19 protein-coding genes and 1 pseudogene are annotated in these 16,440 nt (G+C 63.1%); 8 read left to right on the top strand and 12 right to left on the bottom strand.

The window, feature by feature from the left end:
- Positions 1-71: 71 nt before the first annotated feature.
- Both UP06_RS13230 and UP06_RS13225 read right to left on the bottom strand, forming a co-directional pair.
- A complete protein-coding gene (locus tag UP06_RS13230; RefSeq protein WP_045003012.1) occupies positions 72-320 on the bottom strand; it encodes a hypothetical protein in 249 nt (82 codons plus the stop codon).
- Positions 321-414: 94 nt separating this feature from the next.
- Positions 415-672 (bottom strand): hypothetical protein, encoded by a 258-nt coding sequence (locus UP06_RS13225; protein ID WP_045003011.1) that lies wholly within the window; start codon positions 670-672, stop codon positions 415-417.
- A gap of 111 nt (positions 673-783) precedes the next feature.
- Between UP06_RS13225 and UP06_RS13220 the strand changes: the two genes are divergently transcribed.
- Complete coding sequence (locus tag UP06_RS13220) at positions 784-1,035, top strand: hypothetical protein (protein WP_245305464.1); 252 nt, start codon at positions 784-786, stop codon at positions 1,033-1,035.
- Here the strand turns inward: UP06_RS13220 and UP06_RS13215 are convergent.
- The 3 genes from UP06_RS13215 to UP06_RS13205 form a co-directional block, all read right to left on the bottom strand.
- Positions 1,032-2,522, bottom strand: a complete 1,491-nt coding sequence (locus UP06_RS13215; protein WP_045003009.1) for an HWE histidine kinase domain-containing protein — start codon at positions 2,520-2,522, stop codon at positions 1,032-1,034. The genes UP06_RS13220 and UP06_RS13215 overlap by 4 nt on opposite strands.
- A 12-nt stretch (positions 2,523-2,534) precedes the next feature.
- Entirely contained in the window at positions 2,535-8,825 is a 6,291-nt protein-coding gene (locus UP06_RS13210; RefSeq protein WP_045003008.1) for a HAMP domain-containing protein, read from the bottom strand.
- 217 nt (positions 8,826-9,042) lie between these two features.
- Entirely contained in the window at positions 9,043-9,555 is a 513-nt protein-coding gene (locus UP06_RS13205) for a DUF4142 domain-containing protein (protein ID WP_045003007.1), read from the bottom strand.
- Positions 9,556-9,651: 96 nt separating this feature from the next.
- On the opposite strand from UP06_RS13205, the gene UP06_RS13200 reads away from it, so the two are divergent.
- From UP06_RS13200 to UP06_RS13195, 3 genes are all read left to right on the top strand, one after another.
- Complete coding sequence (locus UP06_RS13200; RefSeq protein ID WP_045003006.1) at positions 9,652-9,846, top strand: hypothetical protein; 195 nt, start codon at positions 9,652-9,654, stop codon at positions 9,844-9,846.
- Positions 9,847-9,983: 137 nt separating this feature from the next.
- Positions 9,984-10,115, top strand: coding sequence for a hypothetical protein (locus UP06_RS42425; protein ID WP_283806027.1), 132 nt, complete (start codon positions 9,984-9,986; stop codon positions 10,113-10,115).
- A gap of 85 nt (positions 10,116-10,200) precedes the next feature.
- The gene (locus UP06_RS13195) at positions 10,201-10,407 is read left to right on the top strand and encodes a hypothetical protein (RefSeq protein WP_045003005.1); all 207 of its coding nucleotides are present in this window, start codon (positions 10,201-10,203) and stop codon (positions 10,405-10,407) included.
- Between the two features lie 141 nt (positions 10,408-10,548).
- On the opposite strand, the gene UP06_RS13190 is transcribed toward UP06_RS13195, so the two are convergent.
- A complete protein-coding gene (locus tag UP06_RS13190; protein WP_045003004.1) occupies positions 10,549-10,809 on the bottom strand; it encodes a hypothetical protein in 261 nt (86 codons plus the stop codon).
- A gap of 176 nt (positions 10,810-10,985) precedes the next feature.
- Here UP06_RS13190 and UP06_RS41470 point away from each other — a divergent pair, with 176 nt between their 5' ends.
- Together UP06_RS41470 and UP06_RS13180 are read left to right on the top strand one after the other, a co-directional pair.
- Complete coding sequence (locus UP06_RS41470) at positions 10,986-11,144, top strand: hypothetical protein (protein WP_197087211.1); 159 nt, start codon at positions 10,986-10,988, stop codon at positions 11,142-11,144.
- Positions 11,128-11,322, top strand: a complete 195-nt coding sequence (locus tag UP06_RS13180) for a hypothetical protein (protein ID WP_045003002.1) — start codon at positions 11,128-11,130, stop codon at positions 11,320-11,322. Before UP06_RS41470 ends, UP06_RS13180 begins: the two co-directional genes overlap by 17 nt.
- Here UP06_RS13180 and UP06_RS13175 read toward each other — a convergent pair.
- From UP06_RS13175 to UP06_RS13155, 5 genes are all read right to left on the bottom strand, one after another.
- Positions 11,293-11,778: a DUF3147 family protein gene (locus UP06_RS13175; protein WP_045003001.1), complete on the bottom strand. Its 486-nt coding sequence runs from the start codon at positions 11,776-11,778 to the stop codon at positions 11,293-11,295. The two genes, UP06_RS13180 and UP06_RS13175, sit on opposite strands and share 30 nt — an antisense overlap.
- On the bottom strand, positions 11,778-12,122 hold the full coding sequence (locus UP06_RS13170) for a DUF3147 family protein (RefSeq protein WP_045003000.1): 345 nt from the start codon (positions 12,120-12,122) through the stop codon (positions 11,778-11,780). Before UP06_RS13170 ends, UP06_RS13175 begins: the two co-directional genes overlap by 1 nt.
- Entirely contained in the window at positions 12,119-12,703 is a 585-nt protein-coding gene (locus UP06_RS13165; protein WP_045002999.1) for a phosphatase PAP2 family protein, read from the bottom strand. Before UP06_RS13165 ends, UP06_RS13170 begins: the two co-directional genes overlap by 4 nt.
- A gap of 93 nt (positions 12,704-12,796) precedes the next feature.
- Complete coding sequence (locus tag UP06_RS13160) at positions 12,797-13,687, bottom strand: SDR family oxidoreductase (RefSeq protein ID WP_045002998.1); 891 nt, start codon at positions 13,685-13,687, stop codon at positions 12,797-12,799.
- A gap of 84 nt (positions 13,688-13,771) precedes the next feature.
- Positions 13,772-14,323 carry a DUF4142 domain-containing protein gene (locus UP06_RS13155; protein ID WP_045002997.1) on the bottom strand — a complete coding sequence of 184 codons (552 nt, stop codon included), beginning with the start codon at positions 14,321-14,323 and terminating at the stop codon, positions 13,772-13,774.
- 213 nt (positions 14,324-14,536) lie between these two features.
- Between UP06_RS13155 and UP06_RS13150 the strand changes: the two genes are divergently transcribed.
- Complete coding sequence (locus UP06_RS13150) at positions 14,537-14,911, top strand: PRC-barrel domain-containing protein (RefSeq protein WP_045002996.1); 375 nt, start codon at positions 14,537-14,539, stop codon at positions 14,909-14,911.
- Positions 14,912-15,012: 101 nt separating this feature from the next.
- On the opposite strand, the pseudogene UP06_RS13145 reads toward UP06_RS13150, so the two are convergent.
- A pseudogene (locus UP06_RS13145) lies at positions 15,013-15,478 on the bottom strand (winged helix-turn-helix transcriptional regulator).
- A gap of 162 nt (positions 15,479-15,640) precedes the next feature.
- Here UP06_RS13145 and UP06_RS13140 point away from each other — a divergent pair.
- A complete protein-coding gene (locus UP06_RS13140) occupies positions 15,641-16,378 on the top strand; it encodes an SDR family oxidoreductase (protein WP_045003060.1) in 738 nt (245 codons plus the stop codon).
- The last annotated feature ends 62 nt before the right edge of the window (positions 16,379-16,440 follow it).

Genomic DNA, 16,440 nt, shown 5'->3' with positions numbered 1-16,440 from the left:
ATGCCTGCTGCCGAGGCATGACAGCAAAAAGGCCCCGCTCTCGCGGGGCCTTTCGTGAACTTCGGCGAAACTTACTTGGTGTTGCTCGTGGCGCCCTTGTTGTTCGACATCGTGCCACCCTGGTCGGAGCCCGGACCGGAACCACCCTGGCCGGAGGCGTCGCTGCCCTTGGACTTCGTGTTGGCACCCGTCGTCTGCGAGGACGAGGTCGAGGTCGAGGATTCATGCTTCGCCTTGTGCGACTTGGCCTGTGCAGCGAAAGGCGCGACGGCAAGGCCGGTTGCCAACATCACGGCGAGAGCGAGTTTGGTCGTCTTCATGCGCGGGAGCTCCTGAGTTAAATTGACGCAGGCAGCCAACTGCCGTTCACGGCAGGAGTTCCACGCAAAGCACGTCGCAATTTTCACACGTACTTCAAGTTTCCTTGTCCTCGGACAGGATGAACACGACGCCCGTGAGCGTCGCGCCAATAGTAAAGGTCGTCACCAGCGTGATGACGAAGACAAAAACCGCCGGAGTTCCGCCGTGGTTCAGCAGGTTGGCGACCGCCGGATTGAACAGAACAAGCGCGAGACCGAAGGCGAGGCCGAGCGCTGCGCCCATCATCGCATGCGTCATCAGTTTGATGACGCCGGCGGGAGAGATCAGGCTTTGCGACTTCTTTGCGCGCATGGAACCGCCCCTCGATTTTGCATGCAACGCAGCCGGCGATCGCAGGTTCCATCCTGCACGAAGGAATTGTCATCACCGGCTTCATCGAGCGTTCATGCCCATCTTGAGAGGATGAATGGCATCAACACGGGAACATTTGATATGGGTAAGGTGGTCTTTCTCTATCGCTCGCTGGCCTATCGCAACGCGGCAGCCGACATGCTGCGCAAGGCGCGCAAGCTGCCGCGTGGCGCGGAGCGGAGTGCGGCCCGCCGTTACGCGACGGCGCTGCGCGATCTCGCACAAACGGAAGCCTGGCTCGAAGGGCGCGTTGCCAATCAACCCCGGTCGGTGCGACGAATGAAGGCTGCCGCGTCGCGTTAGCCCAACGCGCGCTGTAACGCAGGGGAGGTCTCGGCGTCGAACTTGCCCTGCGCTGCCGTGGCCGCAGTCTTGGGAGTCAACGGCACCTCGAGACGGCAAACCAGGCCCTCGGCGCGCCAATCGAATTGAGCTTGTCCGCCGAGCTGGGATTCGACACTCGCCAGCAGGCTCCTTGTGCCGAAGCCGCGTGATTTCGGCGTCCTGACCAGCGGGCCACCGGACTCTTCCCAGGTCAGGATGAGGAGATCGTTCTCGGCCTGCCAGCCAATCGCGAGCCGTCCCGACCGCGTCGATAGCGCGCCGTACTTGGCCGAGTTGGTGAACAGCTCGTGCAGCGCCAGCGCCAGTGTTTGCGCGGTGGCCGGCAGTAGCTGGACCTCGGGACCCGCAAGCTTGATCTGTCCGCCGAGCGAATAGGGCGCAAGCTCCTCGTCGATCAGCTTGGAGAGCTCGGCGCCCTGCCAGCTCGACAGCGACAGGATGGTGTGCACGCGCGCCAGCGCATTGATGCGGCCCTCGACCGCGCTGACATAGGCCTTGACCTCGTCGGCGCGGGTGAGGCGCACGATCGATTGCGCCAGTGCCAGCGCGTTCTTGGCGCGATGATCGACTTCCCGTGCCAGCAGATTCTGCCGCTCCTCAGCACGCTTGCGTTCGGTGATGTCGACGGTGACGCCGCTCACCCGCACGACGCGGCCACTCTCGTTCACCGTCGCCGCCGCCGTGCCGACGCACCAGCGCACCTCGCCGTCTGGGCGGCTGACGCGGAATTCCCCCTCATAGGAATGCGCGCCGGTATTGAATGCAGCGACGGCCTGGCGGAACTGGTCGACATCGTCAGGGTGAAGCAAGGCCTGGATATTCGCCGGACTGACGTTGAACGTCTCAGGCGTCACGCCGAAGATACGGTACTGGCCTTCGTCCCACATCCAGTCGCCGTTGATCCAGTCCCAGTCCCAGGAACCCATTTTGCCGGCGGCGATCGCCATGCTGCGGCGCTGCTCGCTTTCGCGCAGTTTTGCGGTGGAGTTCTCCAGTTCCGCCGTACGCGCGCGGACGCGATCCTCGAGCTCCTGGTTCAGCCGTTCGAGCTCGCGGGTCTTGCGATAGAGTTCGGAAAACACCTTGATCTTGGCGCGCAGCACCTCCGGCACCACCGGCACCGGAACGTAATCGACCGCGCCCATCTCGTAGCCGCGCAACCGATCGATGTCGGAGACCTGGATCGCCGAGATGAAGATCATCGCTGTCTTCTGGAAGCGCGGATGCTCGCGGATCATCGCTGCGAGCTCGAAACCGTCGAGCTCGGGCATGCAGACATCGACCAGGATCACCGCGATTTCGGTCTTGAGCAGCACTTCCAGCGCTTCGCGACCGGACGAGGCGATCACGAGGTTCTCGCCGAGTTCCTTCAGGATCACTTCATAGGCGAGCAGCTTGGCCGGCTGGTCGTCGACGAGGAGGATGTTGACCTTTTCGTGGTCCATTCGCGATCCAACTCAGCGGTGCAGCCACATGCGGATCGCAAGCAGCAATTGATCGGTGTTGACGGGTTTGGCGAGGTAGTCGGACGCGCCGGCTTCCAGACATTTCTCGCGATCGCCCTTCATCGCCTTCGCTGTCAGCGCGATGATCGGCAGGCGCAAGAAGGCAGGGTTTTCCCGGATCACGCCGATGGTCTGATAGCCATCCATCTGCGGCATCATGATGTCCATCAGCACGATGGCGATTTCCGGGTTGGATTCGACCAGTGTCACCGCCTCGCGGCCGGTGGTCGCCGTCAGCACCTTCATGCCGCGCCGCTCCAGCACGCTCGACAGCGCGAAGATGTTGCGGGCGTCGTCGTCGACGAGCAGCGCGGTCTTGCCGATCAAATCCTCGTCGGAACTGTTCAGTTTCTCCAGCATGCGCTGCTTCTCGACCGGCAGTTCCGTGATCACGCGATGCAGGAACAATGCGGTTTCGTCGAGCAGGCGTTCCGGCGATTCCACGCCCTTGACCACGATGCTGCGCGCCATGGTGTGGAGTTCCGCATCCTCCTCGGCGGATAGCTCGCGGCCGGTGAATACCACCACCGGAACGTTCGACAGCGCCTCGTCGTTGCGGATCTGGTCCAGCACCTCGAAGCCGCTCATATCGGGCAGCCGCAAGTCGAGCACCACGCAATCGCACGGCGCCTCGCGAAGCGTCGAAAGTGCACCGGCGCCCGTATCGGTCGTCACGATCTCGATATCGTCGTGATGCAGGAGCTCGCGGATCGAGAGCTGCTCGGCCTCGTTGTCCTCGACGATCAGGAGCCGCTTGCGCCGTGGTCGCGCATATTCCTTGATCTGCGTCAGTGCGGCTGAAACGCCCTCCGTCGTCGTCGGCTTGTTGACGAAAGAGAAGGCGCCGCGCGCCAGTGCATGCTGGCGGTCCTCGTCGAGGGTGATGATCTGCACGGGGATATGGCGGGTCAGCGGATTGTGCTTGAGCTGGCTCAGCACGGTCCAGCCCAGCATGTCCGGCAGGAACACGTCGAGCGACACGGCTCTCGGCTGGTACTGTTTCGCAAGCTCGAGCGCTTCTGCGCCACGCGCCGCAACCAGGACCTTGAAGCCCTTGTCGCGCGCGAGGTCGACCAGAATTCGCGCATAATGCGGGTCGTCCTCGACGATCAGCAGGATGCTATCGCCGGGCTCGAGGTTGAGCCGGTCGTCGGGCAACTGCTCGATGACGCGATCGGGCGCTGTCGTTGCCGGCTGGAGCGCCGGTGGCTGGTTGTATTGCTGCTGCGGCGTGACGCGCGGCGCGAGCGTCGGGCCGGAATATTTCAGCGGCAGATAGAGCGTGAAGGACGAGCCCTTGCCGGGCGAGCTGCGCAAATGGATCTCTCCGCCGAGCAGGCTCGCGAGCTCGCGGCTGATCGCGAGGCCAAGGCCGGTGCCGCCATATTTGCGGCTGGTACCGGCGTCCGCTTGCTGGAACGCCTCGAAGATCAGCTTCTGCTTCTCCAGGGGAATGCCGATGCCGGTATCGGACACCTCGAACGCGATCACGGCCGGTGCGGAGTTCAGCACCGGGTGATCCGTCCCCCAGCCGCCAACTGCGGCGGCGACCTTGAGCCGCACCTCGCCTTCGGCGGTGAACTTGAAGGCGTTGGAGAGCAGGTTCTTGAGAACCTGTTGCAGCCGCTTGGAGTCGGTGACGATGCTGCGCGCGAGGTTCGGATCGACGTCGATCTTGAACGACAAATTGCGGTTCTCCGCTTCGTGCCGGAACGGCCGCCCGACGGTCTCCAGCAGGTTCGCGGTCAGGATTTCCTCGGCGTCGACCGTCACCGTGCCGGACTCGATCTTGGAGAGATCGAGGATGTCGCTGATGAGGTTGAGCAAGTCGGTGCCGGCGCCGTGGATGGTGCGGGCGAATTCGACCTGCTTGCCCGTGAGGTTGCCGTCCGGATTGTCGGTGAGCTGCTGTCCGAGGATCAGGATCGAGTTCAGCGGCGTGCGCAGCTCGTGGCTCATATTGGCGAGGAATTCGGACTTGTACTTCGAGGTCAGCGCGAGCTCGGTCGCCTTTTCCTCCAGCGCGCGGCGGGCTTGCTCGATTTCCTGGTTCTTGCGCTCGACTTCGACGTTGCGCTCAGCGAGCTGCTGCGCCTTCTGCTCGAGCTGGTCATTGGTCTGCTGCAATTCACGCTGCTGCGTCTGGAGCTCGCCGGCGAGCTGCTGCGATTGCTTGAGCAGGCCTTCGGTCTGCATCGTCGCTTCGATCGAGTTGAGCACGATGCCGATGGAGTCGGTGAGCTGCTCCAGGAACGTCATTTGCGAGGTCGTGAACGAGGTCAGCGACGCGAGCTCGATCACGGCCTTGACCTGACCCTCGAACAGCACCGGCAGCACAACGAGGTTCTTCGGCGCGACGCGGAGCAGCGCCGAATTGATCGGAACCACATCGGCGGGAATGTCCGCCACGACGCGCGGGCGCCGGTCGAGGGCGCATTGGCCGATCAGACCATCACCTAACGGAAGCATGCGCGGGTAGGGATAGAGGCCGTCGCCAGCATAGGACGCGAGCAGCAGCAACTGAGGACTGTCCTCGTTCTCGATCTGATAGATCACGCCGGTATGCGCGTTCACCAGCGGCGAAAGCTCGGTCAGCAACAGCCGGCCGACTGTGGCGAGGTCGCGCTGGCCCTGGAGCATGTTGGTGAATTTGGCGAGGTTGGTCTTCAGCCAGTCCTGCTCGGTGTTCACGTCCGTCGTCAGACGGAGGTTCGTGATCATCGTGTTGATGTTGTCTTTCAGCTCGGCGAGCTCGCCGCGGGCATCGACCTGGATCGACGGGGTGAGGTCGCCCTTGGTCACGGCGGTCGCAACTTCCGCGATCGCGCGCACCTGCGACGTGAGGTTGGCCGCCAGCAGGTTGACGTTGCCGGTCAGGTCCTTCCAGGTGCCGGCGGCGCCGGGCACGTCGGCCTGGCCGCCCAGCCGTCCTTCGACGCCGACCTCGCGCGCCACCGACGACACCTGATCGGCGAAGGTCGCGAGCGTCTCGGTCATGTTGTTGATGGTGTCGGCGAGCGCCGCGACCTCGCCCTTCGATTTCACGGTGAGGTTCTGCTTGAGGTCGCCGTTGGCAACCGCGGTCACCACCTTGACGATGCCGCGGACCTGCTCGGTCAGGTTCGCCGCCATGAAGTTGACGGTGTCGGTGAGATCCTTCCAGGTGCCGGCGACACCGGGCACCTGGGCCTGGCCGCCGAGCTCGCCTTCGGTGCCGACTTCGCGCGCGACGCGCGTGACTTCGCCCGCGAAGGCGTTGAGCTGGTCCACCATGGTGTTGATGGTGTTCTTCAGCTCGAGGATTTCGCCCTTCACGTCCACGGTGATCTTGCGCGACAAGTCGCCGCGCGCGACCGCCGTGGTGACTTCGGCGATGTTACGGACCTGGGTCGTGAGGTTCGCGGCGAGCAGGTTGACGTTGTCGGTGAGGTCCTTCCAGGTGCCGCCGACGCCAGGCACCACGGCCTGACCGCCGAGCCGGCCTTCGGTGCCGACCTCGCGCGCCACGCGCGTCACTTCGGCGGCGAAGGAGCGGAGCTGTTCGACCATGGTGTTCAAGGTGTCCTTGAGCAGCAGGATCTCGCCGCGCACGTCCACCGTGATCTTCTTCGACAGGTCGCCGCCGGCGATGGCGGTTGCGACCTCGGCGATGTTGCGGACCTGGGCCGTGAGGTTCGACGCCATGAAGTTGACGTTGTCGGTGAGGTCCTTCCAGGTACCGGCAACGCCGGGCACTTCGGCCTGACCGCCGAGCTTGCCTTCGGTGCCGACCTCGCGCGCCACGCGCGTCACTTCGCCGGCGAAAGCGTTGAGCTGGTCCACCATGGTGTTGATGGTGTTTTTCAGTTCGAGGATTTCGCCCTTCACGTCCACCGTGATCTTGCGCGACAGGTCGCCGCGCGCCACGGCGGTGGTCACCTCGGCGATGTTGCGGACCTGGGCGGTGAGGTTGCCGGCCATCGAATTGACGCTGTCGGTGAGATCCTTCCAGGTGCCGGCGACGCCGGGCACGTTGGCCTGACCGCCGAGACGGCCTTCGGTGCCGACCTCGCGCGCCACGCGCGTCACCTCGCCGGCGAAGCGGTTGAGCTGGTCGACCATCGTGTTCAGGGTGTCCTTCAGTTGAAGGATCTCGCCGCGGACGTCGACCGTGATCTTGCGCGACAGGTCGCCGCCGGCGATGGCGGTTGCGACCTCGGCGATGTTGCGGACCTGGGCGGTGAGGTTGCCCGCCATCGAGTTGACGTTGTCGGTGAGATCCTTCCAGGTGCCGGCGACGCCGGGCACCTGGGCCTGACCACCGAGCTTGCCTTCGGTGCCGACCTCGCGCGCCACGCGCGTGACTTCGCCTGCGAAGGCGTTGAGCTGGTCCACCATGGTGTTGAGCGTTTCCTTCAGCTGAAGGATTTCGCCCGACACGTTCACGGTGATCTTCTTCGACAAATCGCCCTTGGCGACCGCGGTCGCGACTTCGGCGATGTTACGCACCTGACCCGTCAGGTTCGACGCCATCGAGTTGACGCTGTCGGTCAAGTCCTTCCAGGTGCCGGCGACGCCGCGCACCTGGGCCTGGCCGCCGAGCTTGCCTTCGGTGCCGACCTCGCGCGCCACGCGCGTGACTTCGCCGGCGAAGGCGTTGAGCTGGTCCACCATGGTATTGATGGTGTCTTTCAGCTCCAGAATCTCGCCGCGCACGTCCACCGTGATCTTCTTCGACAAGTCGCCGCCCGCAACTGCGGTGGTCACCTCGGCGATGTTGCGGACCTGCGCGGTCAGGTTCGACGCCATCGAGTTAACGCTTTCCGTCAAGTCCTTCCATGTGCCGGCGACGCCGAGCACGTTGGCCTGGCCGCCGAGCCGCCCCTCGGTGCCGACCTCGCGCGCCACGCGCGTGACTTCGCCGGCGAAGGCATTGAGCTGGTCCACGCAGGTGTTGAGGGTTTCCTTCAGCTGAAGGATCTCGCCCGAGACGTTCACCGTGATCTTCTTCGACAGATCGCCGCCGGCGATCGCGGTGGCGACGTCGGCGATGTTGCGGACCTGCGCGGTCAAGTTCGACGCCATGAAGTTGACGTTGTCGGTGAGGTCCTTCCAGGTGCCTGCGACGCCGGGCACCTGGGCCTGGCCGCCGAGCTTGCCTTCGGTGCCGACCTCGCGCGCAACGCGCGTCACTTCGGAGGCAAACGAGTTGAGCTGGTCCACCATGGTGTTGATGGTGTCCTTCAGCTCCAGGATTTCGCCGCGGACGTCCACGGTGATCTTGCGGGACAAGTCGCCGCGCGCCACGGCGGTGGTGACGTTGGCAATATTGCGGACCTGCGCGGTGAGGTTGCCGCACATTGCGTTGACGGAGTCGGTCAGATCCTTCCAGGTGCCGGCGACGCCGGGCACGATCGCCTGTCCGCCGAGCTTGCCGTCGGTGCCGACCTCGCGCGCCACGCGCGTCACTTCGGAAGCGAAGGAGCGGAGCTGGTCCACCATCGTGTTGATGGCTTCCTTGAGCTGAAGGATCTCGCCGCGGACATCGACGGTGATCTTCTTGGAGAGGTCGCCGTTGGCGACCGCGATCGTCACCTCGGCGATGTTGCGAACCTGGTTGGTCAGGTTGTTCGCCATCGAGTTGACGCTCTCGGTCAAATCCTTCCAGACGCCGGTCACTTCCGGCACCTGGGCCTGGCCGCCGAGCTTGCCCTCGGTGCCGACCTCGCGCGCGACGCGCGTCACTTCGGAGGTGAACACGCCGAGCTGCTTGATCATCGTGTTGACGATGGTCGCCGATTGCAAAAATTCGCCGCGGAGCGGGCGGCCGTCGACGTCGAGCTTGACGGTCTGGAGCAGGTCGCCCTGCGCAACGGCCGCGACCGCGCGGGTCACCTCGCGCGTCGGCCACAACAGGTCGTCGATCAGTGTGTTGACGGAGCCTTCCATGTCGGCCCAGGAGCCGGAGGCGAGACCGAACTTCACGCGCTGCCGGGTCTTGCCTTCGCGCCCGACGACTTGGCCGACCAGCTCGAGCTGCTGCGCCATGCGCTGGTTGGCTGCGATGATTTCGTTGAAAGTGTCGGCGATCTTGCCGTCGATGCCGAGATAGTCGCCGCTCATGCGCACGGAAAAGTCGCCGCTGCGCATGGCCTGAAGCGTGAGCAGCAGCTCCTGCCGGGAGTCCGGCTCTGAGGTGCCGTTGATTTTGGGTTTAGGGACGCGACGACCGGATCGTGAAGGTCCGGGATCGAGGTCGCTCATATCATTCCCCCGCAGGCGTCGCGAATCCAAGGCACGACGCATTAGCCGAAATAGAGCGTCTGCCGAATCGCAAATCAAGCGCCATGGTTGTGGCGCCCGGAAATGGAACCTGCTTCGCTCAGCCCGGTTCAAATAACCGGGGTGAATGCAATTGGTTCCATTCGGTTCCAGATATTTTGGGGGCCGCGCGGTGCGCTCACCGGGGGCCGTCGGGCCGCTACTTGTCCGCCATGCTGCGCTCGGCATCCTCGGCCTGGGCACGCAATATGGGCAATTGCTCACGCGCAAAGGCGGCGAGGGCGGCATTGTCAGGCGCTCTCAGATAGCGCTCGATCAGGCTGATGGCCGAATCATATTGTGGGATCTGCGCGGCATAGAAGCGTCTGACGTAGCCTGGTCCGTCCGAGTTTTCGGGCTCGGTTAGGCTCGCGCTGGCCGATGGTGCCTTGCTCACACGCGGTTCGGCGCCGATCGCATCCTGAACCTGCTTGAGGGTCTTGTCGCGCTTGGCCCCCTCTTCTGCGCGCAGGGCCGCGTGGTTCCTGACCTCCGCATTGCCTTGCAGGTCCGTGCTCTCCAGCAGCCCCTGCTGGAATCGGCCGAGGGCGTAGAGACCGCTGATGACATCGGTTGCTGTCGGCGTGCGCTCGCCCCGCATCTGCTCACCCGAGCTGTCGGCGAGTGCTGCGGTGCTGATGAACGCCAGGATGATCGCGACAAGAATCCGCATAAGCAACCAATGACGCATGGCGGGCGAAGTTCCGGCAAAGGTTAAGATCCTGTAAGGCCGGTTGCGGAACGTTGGTTCCGTGCCCACGTCTTCTCCATGAAGCAGTCTGACATTTTCCGGGATAACGCGGACAACTGCCTGCAGCTCGCCGAGCGCGCCAAGGGGCAGCCGACCTACAAGCGCTATTCGCGCATGGCGGAGGCTTGGAGGGCGCTCGCGAACGAGCAGGACTGGCTTGATGGCGAAATCCCGCCCGTCATGGTCCGCATCCGCCAAAAGCAGGATGCCTGACCGGTCTTGTTTTCGTGCCGGTCTCCTTTTCGTGAATCTGCGTGTGAGACCGATCACGGAATGAATGCGACCAATCAACAATGATCTGGGAATAGTCGATCGCGTTGGTTTTTTTGATTCCAGAAGGAGGTTTTGCAATGGCTCCACGTCTGGCACTTCTCTCACTCATACTCGCCTTCGGAGTCTCGGTCGCCTTCGCGACGGTGACGACGGTCCGCCAGGTGCACCAGGAAAATGCATCGGTTGCGGCGCACGCGGCGCATAGCTAGTGCCGCGACGCTCTCGCGCGTGCCGGAACATTCGACGCTCCGGTGCGTAAGCGCTTCGAGACATCAGGAGAGGCGAGAGGACATCATGGCGCATTCCGACCACGGCATCGTCAAGGACAAAAAGGCAGAGGATCAGCCGCGCGACAAGCAGCGCGCGCAGACCGCCCACAAGACAGAGGGAAAGGGCTCGCCCTCGCGTGAAGCGACGCGCGATCCCAAGCTCAACGACAACAGCAAGACGCCCGGCTCCGGCATGACGCCGGATGATTCCGGCGCCGCGCCGAGCGGCTAATTCCGCGAGGAACGAATCTTCTCGCGACGAGTCGACTGATTGCTTCCGGATGTCATGCCCCCGGTGCTTCGGAAGCAATCTCCAAGGACGGCCCTGGCACCCCCCTGTGCCGGGGTCGTTTTGCTTGTGAGAGACCGGGAATCAATCCTCGGCGTCGCCCTCGGCTTTTCCGGGTGCATGTCCCTCCGGACCGCGGCCGAAGACACCAAACTCGCTTGATTTGACGCCTACCGAAGGATTGATACTCGTTTCGATGCCTGCGGCTGCGAGTCCGAATTTGAGGAGTTCGCGAACCGCCGCAGCGCGCGTCGGCATGCGGTGCTTGAACCGGAAATCATCAACTGCGGCCATCTCTTCCGGTGAGAGCATGACTTGAAGTCGCTCGGCGCGAAGGTCGTTCATGGTCGCTCACGCAAAGTTAGCAAGATGAGTAATTTGCTAAACTTGCCAACTTGCCGAGAGTTCCACAGGAGTCCAAAAAAACGTCAGTTGAGTAAGATAGTCAAATAAAATCAATGCGTTATGACTTGAAACTATTCCCGCGCAAGCGCATTTTCAGAGGGAAAGGGAGACGTACCATGACGGACGAGGTCAGGTTACCCCGCAAGCTTTCTGAGCAGCGCGAAGCACCGAAGCCGGTGCGACCGAGCCATCAGAAGGTGATTGAGCAAGTCGAGCGTTGGGCCAACAGCCCAGGTCTGCAACCCCCGAGGATCGAAGATGCGAAGACGGTCTGAGCCCCACACATTCGAACAACGCCTCGACGCGCAGAGGCTGCGGCTGGAACATGAGCTGGCGCGCCTGCCACAAGGCAAGCTGCGCGACGCCGTCGGCGTGCGCATCGAGCAGCTTCAGGCTGCCGCCGAGATGTACGGTTTCCTGATGTTACGCGAGGAAGCTGCGGCTCCTCGCTGATTGCAAAGGGCGTCCGGGTCGCGGGCGGCGGGAGACGGTGCGAAGCTTCCGCCTCAGCCACCATGTCGACATCGAGGCGGCGGTCCAGGCCACGACGGCGGCAGCAAATGCACCGATGGTGCTCATTGGGGTGGTGACGTAGAAGACGGCGGCGAAAGCAGCAAGACCAATGCTTCCCATGGCTGCGCCCGCCGCGTCGAGTGCTGCGGCCTCTTGCCCGCGTCGTCGGCCGCTAAGGCCGGCTTTCTCCTTGGCGCGGCGCTCGTGGCTTTCGATCAGTGTTGCGCTGGCGCAGAAGATGGCGGGAAGTGCGAGGAAGAGCCCGCCTGCGGACACACCAAAGCAGGCACCCACGATTCCCGCCAAGACCGTGGCCAGTCCGCCGAGCACGAAGCGAACGCCAAATTCGTACCAATGGGTTTGCTTCAGTGTGGATAAAGACAGCTTGACCAGCATCAGGCGCCTCCGAAACCGGCTAGCAGACCGAAAGCGACCGCGAGCCATGCGGCGAAGGCGAAAATGGTGGCAGGCAGCGCCGTAAGCCGCAATCTCATCAGGATGTGGCAGACGACGACGCTGTAGCAGGTGAGCGCGACCGCGCCATAGATCATGGTCCAGCTCTCGGCCGCGGCATAGCCGGGGCCGTGCTGCACAAGGGCAATGCCGAGCGTGGCGAGCGCGACCGAAGGCGCTGCACCCAAAAGTCCGGCGAAACTCTTGGGCCTGAGCATGTCGCCGAGGGTTGCGAAGGCGGAAACGATCGCGCCGCCGACGATGAAGCGCAGGATATATTCGGTCATGCCTTTGTCCGTGACCTCGCGCGCTTGCCACGCGGCTCGCCCAGCGTCCATGGTCGCAAAAGTCTCTCGACTACGGCGCCAAGCGCGAAGCCCACGACCACGTCGCTCGCCCAATGTGCAAGCAACGCGATCCGCGTCAGCGAAAGCGCGACGGCAATGGAACGCACCAGTCGGCGGGGCGCCGGCGGCAGCAGACCGGCCGCTGAGGCGAGGGCGCCCATGTGCACGGCATGACCGGACGGAAACGCGTCGCGAGCCTGCCCTGAGATGGGAACGCCATGTCGATGGCCGCGAACAGTCAGCCGGTCCGGCCTGGTCTGGTCGACGACCGATTTGAGAATATGCGGTAACACCGCTGTCATCAGCGAAACCGTCAGGACGTGATTTGCGACAGGGCGGACCTGCGGCTGGCGAAGCTGGACATAGAGCCAACCTGCTGCCGCCAGCGCCAGCAGCACATGTTCGTCGGCGCCCCAAGTTACCGCCTCTGCGGCATCCTCAAGCTCGTAATCGGTATGAGCTGCGATCTCATCGGCGATCGCGGTATCCATTCGCGTGGGCTTGACTGTTACGAGCGCCATCGCTCTGAGGCCGGCAAGATCTGCTTCATGACAGTTTTGTAAAGCCTCGCGCCAGTGAAGGTTCCTGAATTGACGCGTTGGCCTTGTCGGCGTCTACGGCTGCCCCGATCCGCCGGCGGCGCCGTAAACCTGGCCCGTCGCGTAGCTGGCGTCAGCCGCGGCTAGCTGCACATAGATCGAGGCAAGCTCGGCGGGCTGACCAGGACGGCCGAACGGCGTCATCCCGCCGAATTTTTCGAGTTTTTCCATTGTGGCGCCGCCGGAGACCTGGAGCGGCGTCCAGATAGGTCCCGGCGCGACACCATTGACGCGGATACCTTTCGAGGCGAGTTGCTTCGCCAGCGATTTTACGTAATTCATCGTCGCAGCCTTGGTCTGCGCATAGTCGTAGAGATCGGGCGACGGATCGTAGGCCTGCTCGGAGGTCGTGCCGATGATGCAGGACCCGGGTTTCAAATGCGGCAGCGCCGCTTTGATAATCCAGAACGGTGCGTAGATATTCGTCTTCATCGTTGCGTCGAAATCTTCCGAAGAAACATCGAGAACTGAGGCCCGCGTCTGCTGCCGCGCCGCGTTGTTGACGATGATGTCGAGGCCGCCGAGGGCCTGCACAGCTTGCTCGACAAGCTTTTTGCAAAAGGCCTCATCCTTGAGGTCGCCGGGGGTCGCGATTCCGGTGCGGCCCTCCTTCTTGATCAGAGCGATCACCTCCTGCGCGTCGGACTCCTCCGCGGGCAGATAATTGATGACGACATCGGCGCCTTCGCGCGCATAGGCAATCGCGGCAGCGCGGCCCATGCCGGAATCACCGCCAGTGATCAGCGCCTTGCGGCCGGCCAAGCGGCCGGAGCCCTTGTAGCTGGTCTCGCCATGATCCGGCGGCGGCTCCATCTTGCCGGCGAGGCCCGGCCAAGGCTGCGATTGCTTCTTGAACGGCGGCTTCGGATAGCGGCTGATGGGATCGATCAAGTTCTGCTCGGCCATGACCGTGTTTCCTCGCGCTGTTGAAAATGCCCGCGAAGCCGCGAGCTTTGCGCTCGCGGCGGGGCCGGCATGCCCATCAATTGCTTACTTGGACGGTCCAACGCTCGGCGCCTTGCCGAGCTCCTGTGCCATCTCGAGGTGGTGGCGCAGTGCAGGTAGCGTCTTGCCGGCCCAGTCCTTCAATGCGGCATTATCGCCGCCCTTGGCGTAGCGCTCGAACAGCGAGACCGCGTCCTCGTGCGCGCTGGTCTGGTAGGAATCGAAGTCCGAGCTGAAATCCTTACCCGTCGCGCCCTTGAGCTTGTCGAGCTTGCTCTGGTGTGAGCTGTCCAGCGCCGCCGGCAGCGTTGCCTGCACCTTGCCGTAGCCGACGAGGGCCTTTAATTCGCTGCTGGTCTTGGTGTGGTCAGTCACCATTTGCTGCGCGAAGGATTTTTCCTGCGCGTTACCCTTCTGCTCGGCGAGCTTGCTCGATTCGATCTCGAACATATCGCTGACGGCGACCTCCTTCACGAAATCGGCCGTGGTCGGCGTAACACCGAGCGTCGAGTTGATGCCGGTCTTCTCACCGAGCGACTGAGCGAGGGCGGGGCCTGCGAGCAGTACGCAAGCAAAGGCGATGATGGTTCGTTTCATGGTTCGGTCCCTCCGGATTGGCGCAGCCGATAGGGCCGCGTGAAGTTTGCGCCGACCAACACGGCGCCGATACTGTTGTTCCAAACGCTTGGTTCCGCCGGATCGTTCGGCCTGAGCGGTTTGGTGGGGGCGTGCTTCCGGCTGGAACAGCACACAGGAACGATCATCCATTTATCCGGTTGGTCTAGGCATTGGCCGCGAGGGAGAATTCAAATGTTGAATCAAGGCGAGCTGGATCGGAACGAAATGGGCCGGTTAATCGGCAGCGACAAGGTCGAGGGAACATCGGTCTATGGCGCAGATCGCAACAAGATCGGTTCGATCGAGCGCGTGATGATCGACAAGACGAGCGGCAGGGTGTCGTACGCCGTGCTTGGGTTCGGCGGATTCTTGGGCGTCGGCAATGATCACTATCCGTTGCCCTGGCAGTCGTTGAAATACGACACCGAGCTCGGCGGTTATGTCACGGGGATTACGACCAAGGAGCTGCAAGGCGCGCCGAAATATCGCGAGCAGAGCGAGTGGAATTGGGGTGACGACGCAACTGTGCGCGGCATCAACACCTATTACGGCGTTCCCTTCGCGTAGCGTTTGGTACGGCAGGAGATCCGATGAGCAGGGAGGCAGCGTTGCCTCCTTATCGTCGCCTCTTATCGTCGTCCTGGCTTTCGCCAGGACGACATTGGGGCTCACCCCGCCATCTCCCTTCGTCCAGGTCCCGCATGCACATGCACCTGCTTGGCATGCAGCGCTTCGCCGCATTCCGAGCACACCATCACGGGATCGAACAGCTTGCCGCAGTTCTTGTGCTCATGCAGTAGCGGGCGGCCGCGTTCGTCGCCCATGTGGGCGTCGCCCCAATGCACCATCGCCATGATGATCGGGTAGAGGTCGAGCCCCTTTTGCGTCAGGATGTATTCGTAGCGCTTCGGCGACTCGGAATAGGGGACGCGGCGCAGGATGCCGAAGCGGACCAGCTTCTTCAGCCGCTCCGAGAGCAGGTGCCGCGTGATCTGGAGCGAAGATTTGAAATCCCTCGAACCGGCGCACGCGCAAAAAGCACTCGCGCAGGATCAGCAGCGTCCAGCGGTCGCCGACCACGGCGACGGTGCGGGAGAGCGAGCAGGGCTCTTCGTCCAGCGTGTCCCATTTCATGATCCGGTCTCCGGCGCGAGCTGAGTAAGTCAGAAAAAGGAACTGACTTGAATGATCAACGTTATTTGCAGTGAAGCCTAGCATTCAGCTGCAAAGTTTGACAGTTCTATTTTAGAACTATAGCCTCCGCTCAATCATATGCTCTCACCGGAGGAGGCGACCTTGCCCAAGCGAAACGCGACAGCGGCCGTGATTGGGGCCGGCGATTTCATCGGCTCCGAGATTGCCAAGAAATTCGCTGCCGAAGGTTTTTCGATCTTCGCCGGTCGCCGCAACGGCGACAAGCTGGCGCCGCTGGTGAAGGACATTGAAGCGGCGGGCGGCGAGATCCACGCACGATCGCTCGATGCGCGGAAAGAGGACGAGGTCATCTCCTTCCTCAACGACGCCGACAAGCACGCGCCGCTCGAGGTCTGCATTTTCAACGTCGGCGCCAACGTCAATTTCCCCGTCCTCGACACCACCGAGCGCGTGTTCCGCAAAGTGTGGGAGATGGCCTGCTATTCCGGCTTCCTCGCCGGCCGCGAGGCGGCGCGGCTGATGCTGCCGCACGGCGGCGGCAAGATCTTCTTCACCGGCGCGACCGCGTCCTTGCGCGGCGGCAGCGGCTTTGCCGCCTTTGCCAGCGCAAAATTTGGACTTCGCGCGGTGGCGCAGGCGATGGCGCGCGAGCTCGGACCGAAGAACATCCACGTTGCCCACCTCATCATCGATTCCGGCGTCGACACCGAATGGGTGCGGCAGCGCCGGCTCGAGGCGCTCGGCCCGAGCGCACTCGACAATCCCGATCTGCTGATGCCGCCGTCGGCGGTAGCTGACTCCTATTGGCAGCTTTATCAGCAGCCGAAGAGCGCATGGACGTTCGAGCTGGAGATCCGGCCGTTCGGAGAGAAGTGGTGACCGCGGCGCAAAAGTCCGGCTAGACTGTTCCCAACACCAAACAAAATTCCGGGAGGTAACTT

The sequence above is a fragment of the Bradyrhizobium sp. LTSP857 genome, assembly GCF_000938285.1.
In the GTDB taxonomy this organism is placed as follows: Bacteria; Pseudomonadota; Alphaproteobacteria; order Rhizobiales; family Xanthobacteraceae; genus Bradyrhizobium.
Note: the sequence above shows the minus strand (reverse complement) of the source record. Positions and strands in the feature narration are given on the sequence as shown.